The 19,264-nt window shown below is 70.0% G+C and carries 21 protein-coding genes; 10 read left to right on the top strand and 11 right to left on the bottom strand.

The window, feature by feature from the left end; translation table 11 throughout:
- Nucleotides 1-188 precede the first annotated feature (188 nt).
- From C2868_RS06170 to C2868_RS06155, 4 genes are read left to right on the top strand one after another with little or no spacing between them, the layout of a single operon-like run.
- The gene (locus tag C2868_RS06170; RefSeq protein WP_100810891.1) at nucleotides 189-746 is read left to right on the top strand and encodes an RNA polymerase sigma factor; all 558 of its coding nucleotides are present in this window, start codon (nucleotides 189-191) and stop codon (nucleotides 744-746) included.
- Nucleotides 743-1,915: a DUF4349 domain-containing protein gene (locus C2868_RS06165; protein WP_100810892.1), complete on the top strand. Its 1,173-nt coding sequence runs from the start codon at nucleotides 743-745 to the stop codon at nucleotides 1,913-1,915. The genes C2868_RS06170 and C2868_RS06165 overlap by 4 nt, the downstream gene beginning before the upstream one ends.
- Before the next feature lie 44 nt (nucleotides 1,916-1,959).
- The gene (locus C2868_RS06160) at nucleotides 1,960-2,361 is read left to right on the top strand and encodes an alpha/beta fold hydrolase (protein WP_146048012.1); all 402 of its coding nucleotides are present in this window, start codon (nucleotides 1,960-1,962) and stop codon (nucleotides 2,359-2,361) included.
- A 53-nt stretch (nucleotides 2,362-2,414) separates the two neighbouring features.
- Complete coding sequence (locus C2868_RS06155; RefSeq protein WP_146048011.1) at nucleotides 2,415-2,747, top strand: alpha/beta fold hydrolase; 333 nt, start codon at nucleotides 2,415-2,417, stop codon at nucleotides 2,745-2,747.
- Here C2868_RS06155 and C2868_RS06150 read toward each other — a convergent pair.
- The 7 genes from C2868_RS06150 to C2868_RS06120 all read right to left on the bottom strand — a co-directional run bounded on the left by C2868_RS06150 (nucleotide 2,744) and on the right by C2868_RS06120 (nucleotide 8,710).
- A complete protein-coding gene (locus C2868_RS06150; RefSeq protein WP_100810895.1) occupies nucleotides 2,744-3,439 on the bottom strand; it encodes a DUF2510 domain-containing protein in 696 nt (231 codons plus the stop codon). The two genes, C2868_RS06155 and C2868_RS06150, sit on opposite strands and share 4 nt — an antisense overlap.
- Nucleotides 3,440-3,545: 106 nt before the next feature.
- Nucleotides 3,546-3,905: an SHOCT domain-containing protein gene (locus C2868_RS06145; protein WP_198519551.1), complete on the bottom strand. Its 360-nt coding sequence runs from the start codon at nucleotides 3,903-3,905 to the stop codon at nucleotides 3,546-3,548.
- A gap of 100 nt (nucleotides 3,906-4,005) precedes the next feature.
- Entirely contained in the window at nucleotides 4,006-4,434 is a 429-nt protein-coding gene (locus tag C2868_RS06140) for a DUF6325 family protein (protein ID WP_100810897.1), read from the bottom strand.
- Between the two features lie 92 nt (nucleotides 4,435-4,526).
- Complete coding sequence (locus C2868_RS06135; protein WP_258034412.1) at nucleotides 4,527-5,834, bottom strand: MFS transporter; 1,308 nt, start codon at nucleotides 5,832-5,834, stop codon at nucleotides 4,527-4,529.
- A 16-nt stretch (nucleotides 5,835-5,850) separates the two neighbouring features.
- Nucleotides 5,851-6,414 (bottom strand): NYN domain-containing protein, encoded by a 564-nt coding sequence (locus tag C2868_RS06130; protein ID WP_100810899.1) that lies wholly within the window; start codon nucleotides 6,412-6,414, stop codon nucleotides 5,851-5,853.
- Between the two features lie 200 nt (nucleotides 6,415-6,614).
- Complete coding sequence (locus C2868_RS06125) at nucleotides 6,615-7,511, bottom strand: SDR family oxidoreductase (RefSeq protein ID WP_100810900.1); 897 nt, start codon at nucleotides 7,509-7,511, stop codon at nucleotides 6,615-6,617.
- A gap of 212 nt (nucleotides 7,512-7,723) precedes the next feature.
- A complete protein-coding gene (locus C2868_RS06120; protein WP_100810901.1) occupies nucleotides 7,724-8,710 on the bottom strand; it encodes an NAD-dependent epimerase/dehydratase family protein in 987 nt (328 codons plus the stop codon).
- A 22-nt stretch (nucleotides 8,711-8,732) separates the two neighbouring features.
- Between C2868_RS06120 and C2868_RS06115 the strand changes: the two genes are divergently transcribed.
- Complete coding sequence (locus tag C2868_RS06115) at nucleotides 8,733-9,167, top strand: DUF3054 domain-containing protein (protein WP_100810902.1); 435 nt, start codon at nucleotides 8,733-8,735, stop codon at nucleotides 9,165-9,167.
- A 57-nt stretch (nucleotides 9,168-9,224) separates the two neighbouring features.
- The gene (locus C2868_RS17775) at nucleotides 9,225-10,169 is read left to right on the top strand and encodes a DUF1990 family protein (protein ID WP_308455392.1); all 945 of its coding nucleotides are present in this window, start codon (nucleotides 9,225-9,227) and stop codon (nucleotides 10,167-10,169) included.
- A 28-nt stretch (nucleotides 10,170-10,197) separates the two neighbouring features.
- Here the strand turns inward: C2868_RS17775 and C2868_RS06105 are convergent, their stop codons facing one another.
- Together C2868_RS06105 and C2868_RS06100 are read right to left on the bottom strand one after the other, a co-directional pair.
- Nucleotides 10,198-10,953: a CoA pyrophosphatase gene (locus tag C2868_RS06105; protein WP_100810903.1), complete on the bottom strand. Its 756-nt coding sequence runs from the start codon at nucleotides 10,951-10,953 to the stop codon at nucleotides 10,198-10,200.
- The gene (locus tag C2868_RS06100) at nucleotides 10,953-11,675 is read right to left on the bottom strand and encodes a potassium channel family protein (RefSeq protein WP_100810904.1); all 723 of its coding nucleotides are present in this window, start codon (nucleotides 11,673-11,675) and stop codon (nucleotides 10,953-10,955) included. The genes C2868_RS06105 and C2868_RS06100 overlap by 1 nt, the downstream gene beginning before the upstream one ends.
- Nucleotides 11,676-11,802: 127 nt before the next feature.
- Between C2868_RS06100 and C2868_RS17770 the strand changes: the two genes are divergently transcribed.
- Both C2868_RS17770 and C2868_RS06090 read left to right on the top strand, forming a co-directional pair.
- Nucleotides 11,803-13,077 carry a hypothetical protein gene (locus C2868_RS17770; protein ID WP_100810905.1) on the top strand — a complete coding sequence of 425 codons (1,275 nt, stop codon included), beginning with the start codon at nucleotides 11,803-11,805 and terminating at the stop codon, nucleotides 13,075-13,077.
- 224 nt (nucleotides 13,078-13,301) lie between these two features.
- Nucleotides 13,302-14,303, top strand: coding sequence for a lytic transglycosylase domain-containing protein (locus C2868_RS06090; RefSeq protein WP_181003371.1), 1,002 nt, complete (start codon nucleotides 13,302-13,304; stop codon nucleotides 14,301-14,303).
- Between the two features lie 33 nt (nucleotides 14,304-14,336).
- Here C2868_RS06090 and C2868_RS06085 read toward each other — a convergent pair whose 3' ends face one another.
- Entirely contained in the window at nucleotides 14,337-14,681 is a 345-nt protein-coding gene (locus tag C2868_RS06085) for a DUF2200 domain-containing protein (RefSeq protein ID WP_100810906.1), read from the bottom strand.
- Nucleotides 14,682-14,727: 46 nt separating this feature from the next.
- Between C2868_RS06085 and C2868_RS06080 the strand changes: the two genes are divergently transcribed.
- Together C2868_RS06080 and C2868_RS06075 are read left to right on the top strand one after the other, a co-directional pair.
- A complete protein-coding gene (locus C2868_RS06080) occupies nucleotides 14,728-15,801 on the top strand; it encodes a DNA polymerase IV (protein ID WP_100810907.1) in 1,074 nt (357 codons plus the stop codon).
- 105 nt (nucleotides 15,802-15,906) lie between these two features.
- The gene (locus C2868_RS06075) at nucleotides 15,907-16,404 is read left to right on the top strand and encodes a hypothetical protein (RefSeq protein WP_100810908.1); all 498 of its coding nucleotides are present in this window, start codon (nucleotides 15,907-15,909) and stop codon (nucleotides 16,402-16,404) included.
- On the opposite strand, the gene C2868_RS06070 is transcribed toward C2868_RS06075, so the two are convergent.
- On the bottom strand, nucleotides 16,338-19,115 hold the full coding sequence (locus C2868_RS06070) for a LuxR C-terminal-related transcriptional regulator (RefSeq protein WP_100810909.1): 2,778 nt from the start codon (nucleotides 19,113-19,115) through the stop codon (nucleotides 16,338-16,340). The genes C2868_RS06075 and C2868_RS06070 overlap by 67 nt on opposite strands.
- Between the last annotated feature and the right edge of the window lie 149 nt (nucleotides 19,116-19,264).

Here is a 19,264-nt window from a genome sequence, read left to right as displayed (position 1 = left end):
GCGTCGTCGGGGCCCGTGATGACGGATGCGCGCTGTCGGGATACTCCCTCTCGCGTCGGCAAGCCTAGCCCCCGTTGAATCTCTTTGAGACGATCCGCGAGATGTCGACACCTGCAGGGTGAGAGACAATGAGCGGCAGCCGCGCCACGCCGACGAGCAGGGAGCGAGGAGCGGCACACCGAGACGACATGGCCGGGATGGTGGACGTGAGCGACAGGATGCTGGTGGCACAGGCCGCCGCGGGCAGTGAGCACGCTTTCCGTGCCCTCTACGCGACGTATGTGAAGCCCGTGTACTGGATCGCGCACCGCCTGCTGCAGGATGCCTCGGACGCCGAGGACGTCACGCAAGAGACGTTCGTGGTGGCCTGGCGGAAGCTGCCGGCGCTCGAACTGGCGAGCGATTCGCTGCTGCCCTGGCTCAGCACGATCTGTCGCTTCCAGGCGGCGAATCGGATGCGTGCCCGTCGGCGCGATCGTGAGCACGCGGGTGCCGTGGCCGACGAGACGCTGCCGGACACGATCGACGTCGAGCAGCAGATCATCGACGCCGAGGTGGCCGAGCGGATCCTGCGCGAGGTCGAGGGGCTCTCGCCGCTCGACCGCGAGATCTTCGTGCTGTGCGCCTCGGGCGGGTACGCCTACCAAGCCGCCGCGGATGAGCTGGGCGTGCCGCACGGCGTGGTCCGCAATCGTCTCTCGCGAATCCGCACGCGCATGCGGACGGCGATCGGAGAGACCACATGAACACGACGCAGGATGCCTCGGACCGAGACGCACTTCCCGAGGTGACGGACGAAACCATCGCGCGGATCGAATCGGCGATCTTCGCCGAGATCGGTGCGGACAGACGTCGGCGCAGCGCTCGTCGGGGTCGGGTGTGGGCCGGAGTCGGCGCGGCGGCCGGTGTGGTCGTCATCGCGGCGCTGGTCGGGTCCTCGATCACGGGCGGACTCCCGGGCTTCTCGGGGGCGTCGAACGAGGCCGGGCAGCCGCTCATCGGACAGGTCCAGGAGGGCGATATGTCCGTCGTTCCCGAGTCCGCGGAGGACGTGACGCTCGACGGGGATGCCCTCAAGGGCGCCGTCGACGGCAACGCGACATCCGGCGGCATGATCGCGCGCGGCGGCGCGGACAGCGCCGCCGACGCATCCGACGCCCGCGAACTGATCGCGTCCGGCTCGCTCAGCCTGCGCGTGGACGACATCGACGCGGCGGCGGCCACGGTCGCCGATGTTGCCGCAGCCCGCGGCGGCTACGTCGAGAGCCTGAACGTCGGGTCGAACGGCCGGGTCATGGATGCCGACGGCACGACGATCCCCGCGTCGCCGAACGGGGCATGGGTTCAGGTCCGGATCCCGGCTGATCAACTGACCGAGACGATGGACGAGCTCGGGGCGCTGGGCGAGGTGACCGCGTCGAGTATTTCGCGGCAGGACGTGACCGATCAGGCCGTGGATCTGCGCGCGCGAATCACATCTGCGGAGGCATCCGTCGCCCGTTTGACCGAGCTGATGTCGCAGAGCGCGACGGTCGCCGACCTGATCGCCGCCGAATCGGCGTTGGCCGAGCGCCAGGCGACGCTGGAGTCGTATCAGCAGCAGCTCGAGATGCTCGAGAGTCAGGTCGCGATGTCGAGCCTGAGCGTCGAGCTGATGCTTGACCGAGAGACCGTCACGGCAGACCCGGCGGGGTTCGGCGACGGGCTGGTCGCGGGTTGGAACGGCCTGATCGCGACGCTGAACGGCATCGTGATCGGACTCGGATTCCTGCTGCCGTGGATCGCCGTGGTCGCAGTGGCGGGGGTCCTCGTGTGGGGGATTCGTCGCGGCATCAAGGGTCGCAGGGCGCGGCGGGCCGAGCAGCGCGTTCGCGAGGCTGCCGCGGCCTCGACCGAGCGGTCCGAGGACGGCTGAGCCGCGACGAGCAGACGACGCTGGGCCGCGGCTAGGCTCGCGGGGTGCCGAGGAATCATGCCCTGCCGGACGGTGAAGACGTGCCCGAGCCGCGCGACCGCACGGTCCGCCTCGGAGACCAGGTGATCGTCTACGAGGCGACGGGCACGCTCGGCGGCCCGGACTTCGTCCTCGTGCACGGCATCGGCATGGGTCACACCGTCTTCCGCGGCCTCGCGAGAGAACTCGGCACCGTCGGGCGCGTGTTCGCCCTCGACCTGCCCGGGTTCGGCGAGTCCCCCGAGCCATCGACCCCGCGCTCGATGGCGGAGTCGGGCGACCTGATCGTCGCGTTCGTGGAACAGCTCGGCATCGACGAGCCCGTGCTCGTCGGGCATTCGATGGGTACGCAGGTCGTCGCGGGGCAGTGGCGAGGCATCCGGCCGTCTCCGACCGCATCGTCTTGATCGCTCCAACGGTGAACGCCGCCGAACGAACCGCTCGGATCCAGGCGTGGCGGATGCTTCAGGATCTGATCGACGAGAACCCCCGCGTGATCTGGCTCGGTGCCGTCAACTACATCAAGACCGGGCCGCGCTGGTTCTTGCGCAAACTGCGCGTGATGCTCGACCACCGGCTCGAGCAGACGCTGCCCGAGGTGCGCGCGGATGCGCTCGTGCTACGCGGCGCCGACGACCGGGTGTGCCCGCACGACTGGGTGGCCGAGGTCACCCGGCTGCTTCCCCGCGCGCACATGCGCGAGATTCCCGGCCGCGGTCACGAGGCGATGATCACGAAGCCGGATCCGGTGGCTCGGATGATCCTCGCCCACGCCCGGGGCGAGTTCGACTAGGAGACCTGCAGGTTGCCAGTCTGCTCGAAGATGATGTCGAACATCTCGCCCATGATCATGCCGGCGTAGACGACTCCGACGATCACGCTCAGCGCCGAGACGGCGATCCAGACCCACACCGGCGCCAAGCCCTTGCCCGTCTGCCGACGCAGGATCACGCCGCGGCCGATCACGTAGACACCGTTCGTGACGACGAGGGCGAGGAAAGCCCAGGCCCAGTGGAACGGCTTCTGGATGCCGCGGCGCTTCAGCTCACGCCAGTCGAGCCAGGCGAACAGGACGCCGATCCCGGCCACGACGAAGCCCGCGATGCTCAGGCCCACCGATGTGAGCGTCATGCCGACGGACGGCAGCATCGGGTTGGCTGTGTCGAGCGAGGACATGTCGAGGCTCGACTCGAGGTATCCCCGCCAGTCGATGAGGAAGATCGTCGGCAGCATCACCAACGGCAGCAGCACCACGAGCCAGATCCACACCGTGTTGGTCTGGATGTCGGGCCGCAGCGGTGTGCTGGGCGCGGCGGGTGCCTGGGGGTACTGCGCCGCGTCCGTCTGGGCCGGCTGCACCGATCCGGATGCCGCGGGCACCGCGTGTTCGGTCCAGCCCAGGCCATCCCACCAACGCTGCCACGAGGAGTCCCTCGGATCGGGGTACCAACCTGCGGGGACGTTCGTGGGGGTGCTGTCCGACATCGTCGCCTCTCGTCGTTCGTATCGAGTTCGTTCGTATCGAGTTCGTTCGCTCCCGCGCGCGCACGGTCGCCGCGCCCGCGCGGGAACCAGCGAGTCTACCGAGAGCTCAGGCGAGGAGCTTGGCCTTCGCGGCCTGGAACTCGGCGTCGCTCAGGACTCCCGCGTCCTTCAGAGCGGCGAGCTTCTGCAGCTCACCCACCAGGTCGATCGTCGGCGCGGTTGCCGGGGCAACTGCCGGCGGCGCGGCGGCCGGAGCTGCCGGAGCCTGCGCGGCGACCTGGGCCGCGGCCGCCTGAGCTGCGGTGTCGATCTGCGCCTGCTGCTGCGCGGCCCGGTACTGGTCCTGCTCGTACTGGTCCTGCGCGCGACGCTGCTGGCGCCCCGACATCGCACCGCTCACGGCCGACGCGGTACCCGCGACGACGGCCGTGCGGGCGGCGAGTCCGAGCAGTCCGGGGCGTCCCATTCTTCTCATCACAAGCATCCGTTCCTACTGTCGATCGACACGACTGGTCGATCTGCTCATTCGTGATCGGCGCGGTCGAGTGAACGCGCCGGGGTCGCCGTCAGTCCTCGTCGATCGATTCGATGAGGGCGTTGACGACCGGCGCGGGGATGCGCTCGACGCTCAGCAGCTGGCCGCCCGAAGCGGCGAGCTTTTCGGAGAGCCGACGCGCCCACGCGAGTTCGAGCGCGACCAGAACCGCGGATGTTCCGGGTTCGACGAGCTCCGAGAGCTCGGCGATGTCCTCGTCCCCGACGATGCCGACCGCGGCGAGTTCGACTCCCCCGAATCCGTAGTCGTCGGTCTCTTCCTCGATCTCGACGACCGTGAGGTTGCCGTCGTCATCGCGCGACATCAGCACGAGGTCGAGAAGGCGCACGAGTCCCGCATCCAGCACCTCGGCCAACGCGTCCACGACGCCCGGCGCGGGACGTTCATCCTCGAGACCGACGAGGTACAACTCGACGGGACCGTATGCGAACGCAACCATGGCAGCGCCTTCCAGATAGGGGTGTTGTGCTCATCCTGACACCCCGTCGACCCCCGCCGCCACCCGACATCCGGGCACGCATCGACCGACGTTCACCGGGCCGCATCCGTCGTGCCGCCCGCGCGAAGAGAGAGCAGCGCGCTCGATGCCGCGACCGCACACATGATGAGGACGCCGACCACGAGTCCAGCCCACCCGAGAGCCGCGAAGACGAGCCCCAGACACCAGCCGAACAGGCTCGAACCGCCGTAGTAGCCGAGGTAGTAGAGCGATGACGTCTGTGCGCGGGTGATCGGATCCGCCCGCGCGGGCGCCCATCCCGAGGCGATGGCGTGCGCGGCGAAGAACCCGGCCGTCATGATGACCAACCCGACGAGCACGGCGGGCGCCCAGGGCACGAGCATCAGGGCCGTGCCCGCCGCCATCACGCCGATCCCCGCCAGCAGAACCGGCAGCCGACCGTGTCTGGTCGCGAGGGCCCCCGCCCACGGCGACGAAACGGTGCCGGCCAGATAGGCCAGGAACAGCAGCGTCACGACGGTGTGGGACAGGGAGAAAGGCGGCGCCGACAGCTGGAACCCCAGGTAGTTGTAGACCGCGACGAACGCGCCCATGAGCAGGAAGCCCTGCGCGTAGAGGGCGAGTTGCCCCGGTGCCCGGAAGGCTGCCCAGAGGCGGACGAGGATGCCGGGGGCTCCCGCCGAGGCGACACCGGGAGGCTCACTCGCCGGGCCACGGGACTGCGTGCCACCGAGTGCTCGCGCGCCGGGTTTTCGGGATCGTCCGGGCGCGAAGCCGCGCGCCCGCGGGACGAGCCAGACGAACAGCACGGCCGCGACGGCGCAGAGCGCGGCGGTCGCCCACACGCCCGTTCGCCAGTCCACGACATCCCCGATGGGCCCGGCGACGATCCGGCCGGAGAGCCCACCAACCGTCGTCCCCGCGATATAGCTGCCCGCCGCCGCAGCCGCGTGGCGCACGTCCACCTCTTCACTGAGGTAGGCGAGCGCGATAGCGGGGACCGCCCCGAGCGCGATGCCTTCCAGCAGGCGCACGAGGAGCAGCACCGTGATGTCCGGGCTGAACGGCGCCGCGACGCCGAGAGCGGTCGCCGCGCTGATGCCGATCACCATCGCGGGCACCCGGCAGATCCGGTCGGCGACCATCGACCACGGAATGACCGCCGCCGCCAGTCCGAGCGTCGCGGCCGAGACCGTCAGCGCAGCGGTCGCCGCCGAGACATCCGCTTCCGCCGCTATCTGAGGCAGCACCGCCTGCGGTGCGTAGAGCTGAGCGAACGTCGCGACGCCGGCGAAGAACAGTCCCGCCAGAAGGCGCCGGTACTCCCGAGTGCCGGGCAGATGCCCGGTGAACACGCTCACCGGATTCGCGTGAGACACCGTTGCCGCGTACCCGTCAGCGCAGGAAGTCGCTCGGGTCGAACTCGTCGATCGGAATGACCCGGATGCGCGGGAGCGGCGCATCGAACACGTGCGCGTCGTACTCGAGGTCGAATTTCTCCAGGCCCGTGAGCGTGCCGAAGCCGGCGTTGCGGAACTCCGAGAACGCGGCGACCCCGACGCGGCGGTCGGCGGCGAGCAGCGATCCGAGATCCTGCAGGAAGTCCCCGTCGTGGCTGACGAGCATGACGTCTTCGGGACGCGCGAGCAGCGCACGCAGGGTGCGCTGGATGGCGATGTCGACGACCTTCTCGTCGGGCGATCCCGACAGCGGCACGACGATATAGTCCATGGCCTTCAGCGCCTGGACGAACGGCATCGGGATACCCATCGAAGCGTTCAAGAAGAACACGCCCCGCGCGGACTGGGCCCACTGGCGTTCCGCGAAGTCGAGCAGGCGATCCCAGCGGGGACGTTCGTCGGGTTGCGGGCGACGTCCGAGGATGGAGCCGCCGAGGGTCGCGTCGATGTTCTCGCCATCGACGAGCACCCAGGTCGTGCGGGCATCGTTGTCGTTCACGGTGGCTCCTCGGTCGGCTCCGGATCGGACGCGGGCGCCCGCTCCCGATCCTAGGCGTGCGGATGCCGCTCCCCCCGTTCACGCCTCCGCGGCGCGCGATCCCGTCGTCGTCCCACGCCGCACAGCGCCGTGAAAGGACGCGACATGCCGTCCATCACGAGGGGCAGACGGCATGTCGCGTCCGTTCGATCCGACGGTCGCTACGGGGTCGGCATGCCGCCGTTGACGTTGAGCGTCTCGCCGATGACGTAGCTCGACTCCGCGGATGCCAGGAAGACGTACGCCGGTGCGAGCTCGGCGGGCTGCCCCATGCGTCCGAGCGGCGTCTGCTCACCGAAGGACGGGAGCTTCTCTTGCCGCTGTCCGCCGCTCGGCTGCAGCGGGGTCCAGATCGGGCCCGGCGCGACCGCGTTCACGCGGATCCCCTTCGGGGCGAGCTGCTGCGAGAGCCCCTTCGTGAAGTTGTTGATCGTCGCCTTGGTCGACGCGTAATCGACGAGCGTCTCCGACGGGCTGTACGCCTGGATCGACGTCGTGTTGATGATCGTCGCACCGGGCTTCAGATGCGGCAGGGCCGCCTTGGTGATCCAGAACATCGCGTAGACGTTCGTCTTGAAGGTGTCGTCGAACTGCTCGTCGGTGATGTCGGTGAGATCGTCGACGGCGACCTGCTTACCGCCGTTGTTGACCAGGATGTCGAGGCCACCGAGTTTCTCCACCGCCTTCGCCACCAGGTCGCGGCAGTACGCCGGGTCGCGCAGGTCACCCGGCAGCTGCAGGACCGTCGCACCCGCGTCGGCGAGGATTCCGGCGATGCGATCGGCGTCCTCCTTCTCTTCGGGCAGATACGACATCGCGACGTCGGCGCCCTCCCGGGCATACGCGATCGCGGTCGCCGCCCCGATGCCGGAGTCGGCGCCGGTGATGAGCGCCCTGCGCCCCGTCAGACGGCCGGTGCCACGGTACGAGTCTTCGCCCAGGTCGGCCTTGTCGGTCAGATCCGCGTCGAGGCCGGGCTCAGCCATCCGCTGCTTCTCGGGCTCGATGTCGGCATACAGTGCGGCGGGATCCGTGAGGGTGTATTGATCTCGTGACATGCGTTGTGCGTCCTCTCGATACGTCTCGATACGGTGCGCGGACCGCGAGCTCCTGCCGGTCGTTTCACGGTGCGAAGACTCCCGGCGCGAATCCGTCTGTCGTCCGACGCGAGCAACGGTACGGATGACATGGCGCATCCGAACCGGGGTTGCGCAATCCCGTCCGCGTCGCTACGGAGCCCGGCTCATTGCGCCGCGCGAAGACCCGCGCGTTAGGCCGCCCGGGAGACGAGGGCACGCTCGCGCCAGATCGGCGCCGTCCGCGCGAGCACCTTGCCCCAGGGGGTCGGGGTGACGCCCAGGATCTCGATCGTGTCCGACGCATCGACGGCGAAGGGCGCGTCGAACTGGTAGAGGATGCCGCACAGCTCCCGAATCGTGGGCACCACCAGCCCCGCCGCCTGCAGCGCGCCGCGCGGGATGCGACGCAGCCGTGGTTCGCCCGCGCCAGCGATCTGTGCGAGCTGACTCAGCACCGCGCGTGTCGAGATCGCCTCGCTCGAGGGCACGATCCAGGGCGAGCCCCACGCGCGAGGGTCCGTGCCGAGGGTGATGAGGGTCGCCGCGATGTCGGTCACGGCCGTCCACGCGTGCGGCTGATCCGGGTCGGCGAAGACCCAGGCGACCCGGTCCGCCAGTGTCGCGTTGGCGTACAGGGCGAGGATCGAGCTGCGGGCCGGCGCGGTGGGTCCGATGTAGTCGGATGCCCGTGCCTCGGTGGCGCGGACTCGCCCCGCGTTGTGGGAGGCGAGCGCGTCCTCCCACATACGGGCCCGCAGGGCGCCTTTCGGATCGCTCGGTCGCAGCGGCAGATCGCGGGTCATCGGCTCCGAAACGGGACCGTAGCCGTAGAGGTTGCCGAGTGTCACGAGCACCGCTCCCGACGACTCGGCGGCCTGGAGGATGCACGCCGCGAGAGGCGGCCACACGCGCTTCCACTGCGGATACGCGCCCGGGTTCGCGCAGTTGTAGATGACGGTGGCACGTTTGGCGATGGCCGCCAGGGTGCCGGCATCGGATGCATCGGCGCTCACCCGCTGAATCAGCGGGTGCTCGGGTCCGGAGCCCGACCGCGTCACGAGACGCACCCGGTGTCCCGCGCGAGCAAGCCGGTGCGCGACCGTAGTACCGACCGGGCCGGCTCCGACGACGATGTGCAGCTCCGCGGGCACATGCCCATCCTGGCATGTGAGAGACATGGCGCGATAGTGGATCGGTGCGATGCTTGATCGTCGCCTGTTCGCGGCACGGAGAGGAGTTCTCGTGGTTCGCGCCGTCGTCGCCGCCTTTCTCGCGGATGTCGTCCTGGTGATCGTGTTCGCCGCGATCGGGCGGGCGAGCCACGACGAGGGCGTCCTCGGCCCAGGCGGAACCGGGTTGGTCGAGACATCCTGGCCCTTCCTCGTCGCGCTCGTCCTCGGGTGGCTGGTGACCCTCGCGTGGCGACGCCCGTTCGCGCCGCTGCGCACGGGACTCGGGGTGTGGGTCGTCACGGTCGCGGGTGGGATGCTGCTGCGCGCCGTCAGCGGTCAGGGCACGGCCCTCGCGTTCATCGTCGTCGCGTCGGCGACGCTGCTCCTCCTGTTGGTCGGGTGGCGGGTCGTCGTTGCTCTCGTGGCGCGAGCGCGGGCGCGGGCGAGCCGCACCGAGGGCTGAAACGCAGACACACGAACCGTGGCGACGAGTGGCCGGCCCCTCTGCGAGGATCGTGCCGTGCCCCGCAGCTTCTCCGTGACGACTCGGACCACCGCCCGCGTCGAGGAGATGTTCGATGCATCGCTCAGCATCGACCATCACCTCGACTCCATGCGCAGCTCGGGCGAGCGCGCCGTCGCGGGGGTCACGAGCGGTCAGATCGGGCTCGGCGAGTCGGTCACCTGGCGGGCCCGGCACTTCGGCATCCGTTTCACGATGACGAGCCGCATCACGGCGCTCGATCGCCCGCATCGCTTCGTCGACGAGCAGGTGCGCGGGCCCTTCCGGGTATTTCGACACGAGCACGTGTTCCGCGCTGCGGGGTCCGCCACGATCATGGTCGACACGCTCACGGTGGGCTCACCGATCTTCGGCGTGCTCGCCGAGCGTCTCGTCCTCGTGCCCTACCTGCGCCGACTCATCCGGCAGCGGAACGCCCACCTCGTCGCGGCCGTCGCGCCGACCCCGCCGACGCACACCCACCCGGCGCTCGCGGACTGGCCGGACGCGTCGCATCCCGGGTTCCGCCGGGCCGAGGCATCCGCCCGCATCGGCCGCGGAGCCGCGACCTGGGCCCGGACGACACGAGAGGTGCTGAGCTGGTCGGTCAAGACCCGCAGCGGGTTCGTCGTCGGCTCCCCCGGTCCTGTCGCGGTCGGCGACCGCCTGATGATTCGCGCGCGGGTCCTCGGGATCACCGTCACGGAGCCCGTCGAAGTGGTCGCCGTCGTGAGCGAACCGACGCGCGTCGGCTTCGCCTATCGCACGCTTCCCGGACACCCGGTGCTCGGCGAAGAGGCCTTCATCGTGAGTCGCGACGATACGTCGGAGGGCGCCGGCATCACGTTCACCGTCCGCTCGCTCACGGCCCCCGCACCGCATCAACCGTGGCGGATCCTTCACCCGGCCGCGCGTGTCGCGCAACGCATCGCGCGGCGACGGTATCTGCGCGCCCTGCGCTGAGCTCTCCCGCTTGCGCACTCGGTCTGGATCACGGCTCCAGCGGCAGCTCGCGTGCGGCGTCCCACGGTTCGGTCCAGCCGAGCAGATCGAAGAGCCCGTCGAGCAGCGTGCCCGTGAATCCCCAGACGAGATGCTCGCCGGTCGCATGCCGAACGAGGAACCCCGGCCCGCGCCATTCCTGACCGTCGCGACGGATGACGGTGGTGCCGCGGTTCGCGGGGTTCAACAGATCCGCCACCGGCGCGCGGAACACCTCCGCCGACTCGGCATGATCGACGGCGTGCACGGCAGACGGCTCCCGCCACCATCCGAGCACGGGCGTCACGGCATGCCGTGAGAACGAGAGCGGAATCGTGCCGAGCGAACCGAGCACCTCGACGCCCGCCGGGTCGAGGCCCGTCTCTTCGCGTGCTTCGCGCAGCGCCGCGCCCACCGGGCCGTCATCGTCCGGATCGACGCGTCCGCCGGGGAACGCCACCTGCCCGGGGTGCGAGCGCAGGGTCACGGCACGCGCGAGCAGGAGGACGTCCAGGTCGCGCGATACTGCGGTGCGGTGGGCATGATGATCGCTCGGCAACGCATCCAGCACGCCGAACAGGATGAGCACGGCTGCCGCTCGCGCGTCGTTGACGGGCGGTCCGAACCGGGCGGCGATCTGCGGCGCGAACCTGCCGGACGCGACGACCTCGGCCAACGCGGCGAGCTGGGATCGCGCGTTCCGGGGCGTGGGCGAGGCGGGCACCCGCCCAGCGTACGACGCGCCCCGGTCGGGCCGGGGAATCATCACTTCGCGGGCATCAGACCGCGGACCATCTCCTTGAGCTCGGCGATCTCGCGACGGAGGGTCTCGACGTGCTCCTCGGTCGCGGCCGGCTTCTGCTTCGACGCGGCATCCGAAACCCGCTCGACGATCCATGAGGCCAGCGTCGCGGTCACGACGCCGATGAGGGCTATGCCGCCGATCATCAGACCGACGGCCACGATCCGACCGGTGACCGTCACGGGATAGTAGTCGCCGTAGCCGACCGTCGTGATGGTGACGAATGCCCACCAGATCGCGTCGCCGAACGAGTCGATGTTGCCGCTGGTCCGCTCGGCGTCGTACACCGCGAGCCCGGCGACGACGACCGTGAGGATCGTCGCCCCGACCGTGTACACCACCACGCGCCCCCGGAGCATGTTGCCGGCGCCGCGCTGGATGATCGCGAGGATCGCCAGGAACCGCATCAGACGCAGGGGACGCAGCATCGGCAGCACCACGATCGCCAAGTCGAGCAGGTGGCGCACGAACCATCTGCTCCGGTTCTCGACGATCACGAGCCGCACCAGATAGTCGATCAGGAATGCGGCCCAGGTCACGTAGAGGATCACCTCGCAGGCGGCGGCGATCGCGCCCGTCGGTTCGGCGAGGATCTGGGTCGCATAGGCGACCAGGAACAGGATGGCGGCGGTCGTGAGCGCCCATCCGGTCGCGCTCTGCCAGCGTTCGATTCGAGGTCCGTACATGCGCCGATTATGGCAGCGACGGGACGCATCGATTTCGGGGGCGGTTCCCCGATACCATCCGTTTGTCAGGCCTTTCCTCTTTCCGGCTCCCGGTCGGCACGCTCGGCACCACCGTCAGGAGAATCCCATGTCAGATCCCCTCGATCCGGATCGGATCGACGCGAACGCGCCCGAGCCCGAATCCGCCACGGCAGAGGCCGAAGCCGAGCCCGCGACGCCGACAGGTGGCCCCGCAACATCCGATCCCGCGGCGTCCGGGCCTGCACCGTCCGCGCCCGCCGCATCCGCTCCCCCGCTGCCGCCGTACGCGATGGCTTCCGGCCCCGCGGCGGGGTACCCGGGGGCGGCAGCCGGCTACCCGGGCGGCGCACCGATTGCGGGCCCCCCGATGGGCGCTCCGCTCGTGCAGCCGTACCCGGGCGCGCCGCCGACCGCGGCGTACGGCGCGGGACACATGCCGCCACCGATGCCGGGGGCGGTTCCGCCGCCGGGCGGTCGGCCGAAGGCTCTCGCCATCATCGCCCTGGTGCTGGCGGTGATCGGTCTGGTGATGGCCTTCATCCCCTTCGTCACATGGTTCTCGGGTTTCGTGCTGCTCGCGGGATTCGTGGTGGCGCTCATCGCGCTGATCAAGAAGACGCAGGGTGCCAACGGTCTCAGCATCGCGGCGCTCGTCATCTCGGTCGTCGGATGGATCGTCTCCGTCGTCATGTCGATCGCATCGTTCGCGATCCTCGCGGACGCCACGACCGACGAGATGATCCCGGGGCCCGGCATCGGGGTCAGCGAGCCGCCCGTCGATGACGACGAGGCATCCGATCCTGCCGGAGACGCACAAGACCTGGTCGTCGTGGAATCCGCATTCGGTCGCACGTCCTACGACCCGACCATCTGGTGGTACGTCCTGATCATCGAGAACCCGAACACCGACTACGTGTTCGACTTCGCCGCGATCGACGTCGAAGCGCTGAGCGCCGATGGCACGATCCTCGACACCTCATCGAGCTACCCGACCATCCTGAGCGGCACGACCGCCATCAGCGGTATCTTCACGGACGTCGGACAGGGCGAGATCGTGGAACTCGACGGCCGGGGGCCGGACGCCGCTGAGGCGATCCCGTCACCGTTCGACGAGACCGGATCGTTCCTCATCGATGGCGTGACGGCGGCTTCGGACGACTTCTCCACGACCGTCACGGGAACCGTCAGCGGCACGTTCGAGAGCGACCAGGAGTTCGTGAGCGTGGTGGTCGTCGCGCGGGCGCCCGATGGGCGGATCCTGGGCGCCGAATCCGCCTACGTCGACCGGCTGCCCAGCGACGGCACGAAGGTGCAGTTCGAGGCGATGTTCTTCGATGTGCTTCCCGCCGACACGACGTTCGAGGCCTTCGCCTCACTGTGATCCGAGGTCGCTGAGCGGTTCGGGCGGACCCGTCTGCGGGGCTTCGCGAGCGGCTACGGATGCCTCCGATCTGGCCTTTTCTTGTGTCCGGTTCTCACCGGACGTCCAGGAAACGTACCGGAAGCATCCAGGTGGGGTGTGCCAAAGTCGTTGCTTTGTGTCCGCAGGCGCGGATGCGAAGCGCCCACCCGAGGGCGCGGCTCACCGATACGGAACTGGTCTTCATGCGCTCTGCCCCGATTTCTGCCTCTTCAGATCTGCCCGCTCGCCGCACCCGGCGACTCGCCGAGCGAAGCGCTCGCAGAGCTCGGCGGCGCCCCACGCTCGTCTCGGCCGGGCTCGCTCTCGCTCTCGTCGGCGCCGTCGGATTCGCGACGGTTCCCGCCGCGCAGGCCGAGGCATCTCGCGCATCCGGGGTGTCCGATACGGCTCTCACGATGACGCGCGCATCGTTCACGACGTCGGCTGCGGTAGCGCCGATCGTCACGGCGAACGGCACGGATGCGGGATCTTCCGACATGCGTGAGGCGCTCGCGGCAGCGGATGCTTCCGTTGCTGCCGCGACGACGGTCACCACCGACATCCAGGCTTCCGGTTTGGACATCGGCGAGCCCGTCACGACCATCGACACGGTCCAGCTCCAGAAGGCGGCGGATCGTCTGGAGAGCGCGACTCTGTTGCCGGCCCCTCTCGTGCTGGGTCTGATCTCCGACGTGAACGAGCTGGTGACACCCGTCAACGAGCGCGTCGCGGGTCTGCGCGGCAGCCTCGACGCCGCCGTCGCGAAGAAAGCCGCCGAAGAGGCCGCTGCAGCCGAGGCGGCGCGTGTGGCCGCCGAGCAGGCCGCGGCCGCTGCCGCCGCGAAAGCCGCTCCGCGCACATCGTCCGGTGGCGCGCCCGCGCTGGCCGCGAGCGGCACGAGTGCCGCCGAGGCGCAGGCGACGGCTCGCGGAATGCTCGCCGGATACGGGTGGGGCGATGACCAGTTCGGATGCCTCGTCTCGCTCTGGAACAAGGAGTCGGGCTGGAACTACCAGGCGTACAACCGCTCGAGCGGTGCGACCGGCATTCCGCAGGCGCTGCCCGGCAGCAAGATGGCTTCGGCTGGTGCCGACTGGCAGACCAACCCGGCGACGCAGATCTCGTGGGGACTCGGCTACATCTCGGGTCGCTACGGCACCCCCTGTGGTGCCTGGTCGCACTCGCAGTCGGTCGGTTGGTACTGATCACGCGTTGAGGCGTAACGCGGGGCGGGCGCGTTACGCCTGGCGCAGGATCTTCTCCATCTTCTTACCGCGCGCGACTTCGTCGACGAGCAGGTCGAGATACCGGATCTTCTGCATCAGCGGATCCTCGACCTCCTGGACCCGCACGCCGCAGATCGTCCCCGTGATCAGGGCGGCGTTCGGGTTGAGCGTCGCGCCCGCGAAGAACTCTTCGAACGTCGTCCCGTCTGCCAGAATCCGCTCGAGGTCGGCTCGGTCGTAGCCGGTCAGCCACGCGATGACCTCATCGAGTTCGGCCCGCGTGTGGCCCTTGCGCTCGACCTTCGTGAGGTAGTGCGGATACACGGCCGAGACCGCCGTCGTGAAGACCCGATGCATGCCGTGATCCTAGTCACGAACCGCCGACACGGCGCACACTGGCAGCATGTCCGCCACCCCGTGGGTTCTCCACGTCGACCTCGATCAGTTCATCGCGGCGGTCGAGGTGCTGCGTCACCCCGAACTCGCCGGCAAGCAGGTCATCGTCGGCGGGCGCGGCGACCCGACCGAGCGTGCCGTCGTGTCCACCGCGTCGTACGAGGCACGGGAGCTCGGCGTCGGATCCGGGATGCCCCTGCGCATCGCCGCACGCAAGGCTCCGGATGCCGTCATTCTGCCCGTGGATCGCGAGGCCTACGACGCCGTGTCGGCGGAGGTCATGGCCGAACTACGCGCGCAACCCGGCGCGGTCGTGCAGGCGCTGGGGTGGGACGAGGCGTTCGTCGGGGTCACGACGGACGATCCCGAGGGCTACGCACGAGGCATCCAGTCCGCCGTCCTCGCGCGTACCGCCCTGCACTGCAGCGTGGGCATCGGCGACACGCTCGTCCGCGCGAAGGTCGCGACGGGGTTCGGCAAGCCGCGCGGGGTGTTTCGCCTGACCGCCGCGAACTGGCTCGAGGTCATGGGGCACCGCCCGACGATCGAGCTGTGGGGCGTCGGAAGCAAGATCTCGAAGCGGCTCGCGACCCTCGGCATCCGCACCGTCGTCGAACTAGCGGCCGCAGAGGACGCCGTCCTGGCCGCCGAGTTCGGACCGCGCATGGGCCCCTGGTACGCGCAGCTCGGTCGCGGCGAGGGCTCCGCTGAGGTCGACGACACGCCTTACGTGCCGCGCGGGCACTCGCGCGAGACGACGTTTCAGCGGGATCTCGAGACGCGGGACGAGATCGAGGACGCGGCACGGACGCTGCTCGCCCAGGTTCTCGCGGATGTCTCGGCCGACGCGCGACCCGTCATCGGGCTCGGCCTGAAGGTCCGGTACGCCCCGTTCGTGACGAAGACCTTCACCCGCAAGATCGCTGAGACGACGAATGTCCCGGCGATCATGACAGAGGCGATGGCCCTGGTCGCGAAGATCGAGCCCGACCGGCCCGTGCGGCTGCTCGGCATCCGTGCCGAGATGGCGATCCCCGAGGACGCGCGGGACGACCACACCCCGACGCGCGGCGGATGGTGAGCAGCACTCCGGATCCGCTCCGCTGAGCAATCTCTACTCATTGCCCGCGCAGGGCGACTGTCGGGATGATCTTCGCGACCCTGTCGCTTCACGAAGGATGTCCGAATGCTCCGTCCTCCCCACGCCCGTCTTCGCCGTAGTCTCTCCCTGCGGACGATTCCACTCGTCCTCATCGCCCCCCTCGTGGTGATCGGCCTCGTCGGCTGCTCGCTCGTGCCCTCACCCGACAACATCGTCGAGGGCCTGGTGGAAGAGGCTGCCGCGCAGAGCGGTGAGGACGTGGACCTCGACGTCGACACGTCGGGCGACGGGGCGTCGTTGCCGGACGGATGGCCCGGGCTCCCGGTCCCCGAGGGGCGGATCGTCTCCGCCATCAAGATGGGCGACAGCTACAGCATCTCGATCGAGGTCACGAGTGAGGATGCGGCACGTGCCGTGGTGGACGAGCTGGCCGCATCCGGGTTCGACATGATGGGCGAGACCGACTACGGCGAGCTCAAGGGGGCGATGCTGACCTCGCCCGAGTGGAACGTCGTCTACGGGTGGACGGCGTCGGACGAGGGGATCGTGGTTTCGTACACGGTGTCCCCGGTCGCCGCGTGAGGATGGGGAACCTCAGGTGATGGTGACCGTCGTGCTGGCGGGGGTGGGGGCGCCGATGGGGGCGGGGAATCACCCCGCCCCTCGAGGGCGGCGGCCAGCTCGTCGCGGCCGGAGACGCCGAGCTTGCGGTAGACGCTCGCGAGATGGTTGTCGACGGTGCGCACCGACAGCCCGAGATCGGTTGCGATCTCGCGGCTGCGGTGGCGCGCCGCCGCGGCCCGCGCGATCTGCCACTCACGGGGGGAAAGCGCCTCGTCGTCGTCGGGCGTGCGCGGGGGGTCCGGCAACGTCCGCGCTGCGAGGTGCGCGGCGGCGACCCGCGCCCGGGTGCGGGTCGCCCCCGCTCCCGCTCGGACGGCGGCGTCCCTCGCGATCCGTGCCGCGACGGCGACCATGCCGGCCCGGGTCAACGCGGGAACGAGATCCAGGCACTCGCCGTACTCGCCGCGCGACCGCGCCCGCGCGGTCCGCGCGAGCAGGTCGCAGAGCGGTGACCCGCTCGCGTCGGCTGCACGATCGAGCAGCGTCGACACGGCGCGAGCGCGACCGAAGCGGATGGCTGTGGTCGCCGTCAGCGCCGCCAGCAGATGGTGCCGCTGACGCAGCCCCTCCTCCACCGCGGCGCAGACGACCCCGAGCGCGTCATCCGTTCGGCCGTCGCCGACGAGCGCCCACGCCTCGGCCTCGGCGCGCTGCAGTACGACCTTGATATCGCTCGAGGGCGCCTGCTCCCGGACGAGCGCGATCGCCGTCTCGTCTCCGCCGACGACGGCACAGGTGTGTTCGAGGGAGAGCGCCACGTCCACCAACCCGGTGAAATCCCGCCATTGCAGCTGCCGGACAGCGAGGCGCGCGAGATCGTGTGCCCGGTCGGCGCGCCCGGCGTGGAACTCGACGAGCGCGAGCGTATAGGCCCACATGCCCGCGGCATCCGCATCACCGTCGAGGCGCTCCCGTTCGGCGAGTTCTCGAGCCGGGCGGATGTCGGCGGAGGCGACGTGCACGAGGAACTGCGACAGCTCGAGCAGGCTCTCCGCGTGCGGCAGCTCGGTTCGATGCGCCTCGGCGAGGGGGCGGCCGAGTGTGACGGCCTCCGTCGCTCGTTCGACGTCTCCGGCCATGGTCGCGAACATGGCCTCGGTGACGAACCCGCCCAGACGTGCGATGGGCGGGACGCCGTCCGCGGGCTCGTAGCCCGAGGACTCCCCGACCATGGCGAGCCACTTGGCGACTTCGGCGTCCAGCAGAGCCGTCGCGGACGGATCGAGTCCGGTCCGAACCCCGCGCGCCAGCTCCGCCGCGGCGCGCGGGTCTCGGCACCTGTACGCCAGGTGCTGGCCGTGCCGGAGCGCGACCAGGGCACGACGCGGATCGTCCTCCGCCCGTTCGGCGGCGTCGAGAAAGGCCTGGTCCGCGTCCCGCCCGAGCGCCGACAGCGCGACGGCACGCACGAGGGCACTCGAGGCGGTCGGTCGCCGTCGTTCTGCCGCGCGCGCGAGCCGCAAAGCGGCCGCGGGGTCTCCGGCGGACGCGGCGGCGGTCGCCGCCCATTCGAGCTCCGACGCTTCCACCTCGTCTTCGGGCAGGAGGTGAACGGCCCTCCGGCGATCATCGTCATCGCCCGTCGAGAGCAGGGCCGCGGCGGCGCGCCGCGCGAGATCCACTCGCCGATCGGGGCCGATGTCCGCGATGAGCGCTTCCGTGAGCAGCGGGTGCGCGATCCGGACGAGCGTTCGCGAGCGGACGGTCGATACGGTTGCGATTCCGTGGCGAACGAGTCCGCGCAGCGCCGCCTCATCGGCGCGAAACGCCAGGTCTTCTGGCCAGGGCTGCGAGAGCGCCAGTTGCTCCGCGAGTTGCCGCTGGGAGTCCGTGAGCACGGTGAGCTGCTCCCGTGCGCTGTCGACCAACCGTGTGGCATGACTGACCGTGTCGATCTCGATTCCGAGGGCCCCGGGCACGACGCATCCGCGCGCCTCGGCGGTGAGGATCAGTTCGCGCAGCACGAGGGGATTGCCCTGGCTCGCCGCTTCGAGTCGCGTCGTCGTGTCGGGATGCAGATGGCCTCCGAGGAATCGCTCGACGACCTCCACCAGCTCACCCGTGGCGAGCGGGGGCAGTTCGATCTGGTCGAGCAGACCCTCGTTCACCAGCCGCAGGATGGGTCCCGGTAGACGACGGCCGGAACGGTCGGTGAGGATGGCCGGAACGCCGAACACGCGGACGAGTTGGTAGACGACGCCGGCCGTGACGTCGTCGAGCAGTGACACATCGTCGACAGCGAGCGCATGCTCCCCCGCGTGCGACCCCACGGCCGCGACGAAGCGGTGCACGCGCTCCCCCACAGCATCCGGCGTGTCCGCGATCGGTTCGTGCGCCACGTCCGCGGTGTCGGCGGTGGCAGCAGCGCCAGCGGCGCCAGTGGCGTTCCGCTCGCCTCGGCCGCGGGACGCCGAGAGCAGCACGGGAGCGAGCGCGGCAGCGGGCACGGCCCGAAGTTCGGCGACACCGATGATCGGCACGATCGTGCGTCCTTGCCGCGACAGGTCGGCGGCGATCGCCCGGGCGAGCGTCGTCTTACCGATGCCGGCGGGGCCCGTGATCAGCTGCGCCCGGGCGGGGCGTGCGAGCAGCCGCCGCACCGCGCCCTCGGCGTGCGCGGCACGGGCCACGATCGGCCATTCGGACGGGGATCGCTGAGCGGTCGTCACAGCACGACGTTAGCGAGCCGTGTCATCGCCCGACAACACTCGCCTCCCCGTTGGGGCCGGCGCTCCCCGGGGCCCGACGAATCCTTCACCGAACGGTCGCGACACGCCGCACACCAGCCGCGCGACACGGCGAGTCGCGACCGTTCGCG

Source organism: Microbacterium sp. CJ77, assembly GCF_002911615.1.
Classification (GTDB): Bacteria; Actinomycetota; Actinomycetes; order Actinomycetales; family Microbacteriaceae; genus Microbacterium.
This window is presented reverse-complemented; position numbering and strand designations above follow the sequence as displayed.

Excerpts from the sequence above, each read along its gene's own strand:
- C2868_RS06140 (WP_100810897.1), bottom strand. The coding sequence starts at position 4,434 with ATGGTTGCGTTCGCATACGGTCCCGTCGAGTTGTACCTCGTCGGTCTC.
- C2868_RS06170 (WP_100810891.1), top strand. The coding sequence starts at position 189 with ATGGCCGGGATGGTGGACGTGAGCGACAGGATGCTGGTGGCACAGGCC.
- C2868_RS06080 (WP_100810907.1), top strand. The coding sequence starts at position 14,728 with ATGTCCGCCACCCCGTGGGTTCTCCACGTCGACCTCGATCAGTTCATC.
- C2868_RS06105 (WP_100810903.1), bottom strand. The coding sequence starts at position 10,953 with ATGATTCCCCGGCCCGACCGGGGCGCGTCGTACGCTGGGCGGGTGCCC.
- C2868_RS06145 (WP_198519551.1), bottom strand. The coding sequence starts at position 3,905 with ATGGGACGCCCCGGACTGCTCGGACTCGCCGCCCGCACGGCCGTCGTC.
- C2868_RS06165 (WP_100810892.1), top strand. The coding sequence starts at position 743 with ATGAACACGACGCAGGATGCCTCGGACCGAGACGCACTTCCCGAGGTG.
- C2868_RS06085 (WP_100810906.1), bottom strand. The coding sequence starts at position 14,681 with ATGCATCGGGTCTTCACGACGGCGGTCTCGGCCGTGTATCCGCACTAC.
- C2868_RS06150 (WP_100810895.1), bottom strand. The coding sequence starts at position 3,439 with ATGTCGGACAGCACCCCCACGAACGTCCCCGCAGGTTGGTACCCCGAT.
- C2868_RS06120 (WP_100810901.1), bottom strand. The coding sequence starts at position 8,710 with ATGTCTCTCACATGCCAGGATGGGCATGTGCCCGCGGAGCTGCACATC.
- C2868_RS06115 (WP_100810902.1), top strand. The coding sequence starts at position 8,733 with ATGCTTGATCGTCGCCTGTTCGCGGCACGGAGAGGAGTTCTCGTGGTT.
- C2868_RS06100 (WP_100810904.1), bottom strand. The coding sequence starts at position 11,675 with ATGTACGGACCTCGAATCGAACGCTGGCAGAGCGCGACCGGATGGGCG.
- C2868_RS17770 (WP_100810905.1), top strand. The coding sequence starts at position 11,803 with ATGTCAGATCCCCTCGATCCGGATCGGATCGACGCGAACGCGCCCGAG.
- C2868_RS06075 (WP_100810908.1), top strand. The coding sequence starts at position 15,907 with ATGCTCCGTCCTCCCCACGCCCGTCTTCGCCGTAGTCTCTCCCTGCGG.
- C2868_RS06090 (WP_181003371.1), top strand. The coding sequence starts at position 13,302 with ATGCGCTCTGCCCCGATTTCTGCCTCTTCAGATCTGCCCGCTCGCCGC.
- C2868_RS06125 (WP_100810900.1), bottom strand. The coding sequence starts at position 7,511 with ATGTCACGAGATCAATACACCCTCACGGATCCCGCCGCACTGTATGCC.
- C2868_RS06155 (WP_146048011.1), top strand. The coding sequence starts at position 2,415 with ATGCTTCAGGATCTGATCGACGAGAACCCCCGCGTGATCTGGCTCGGT.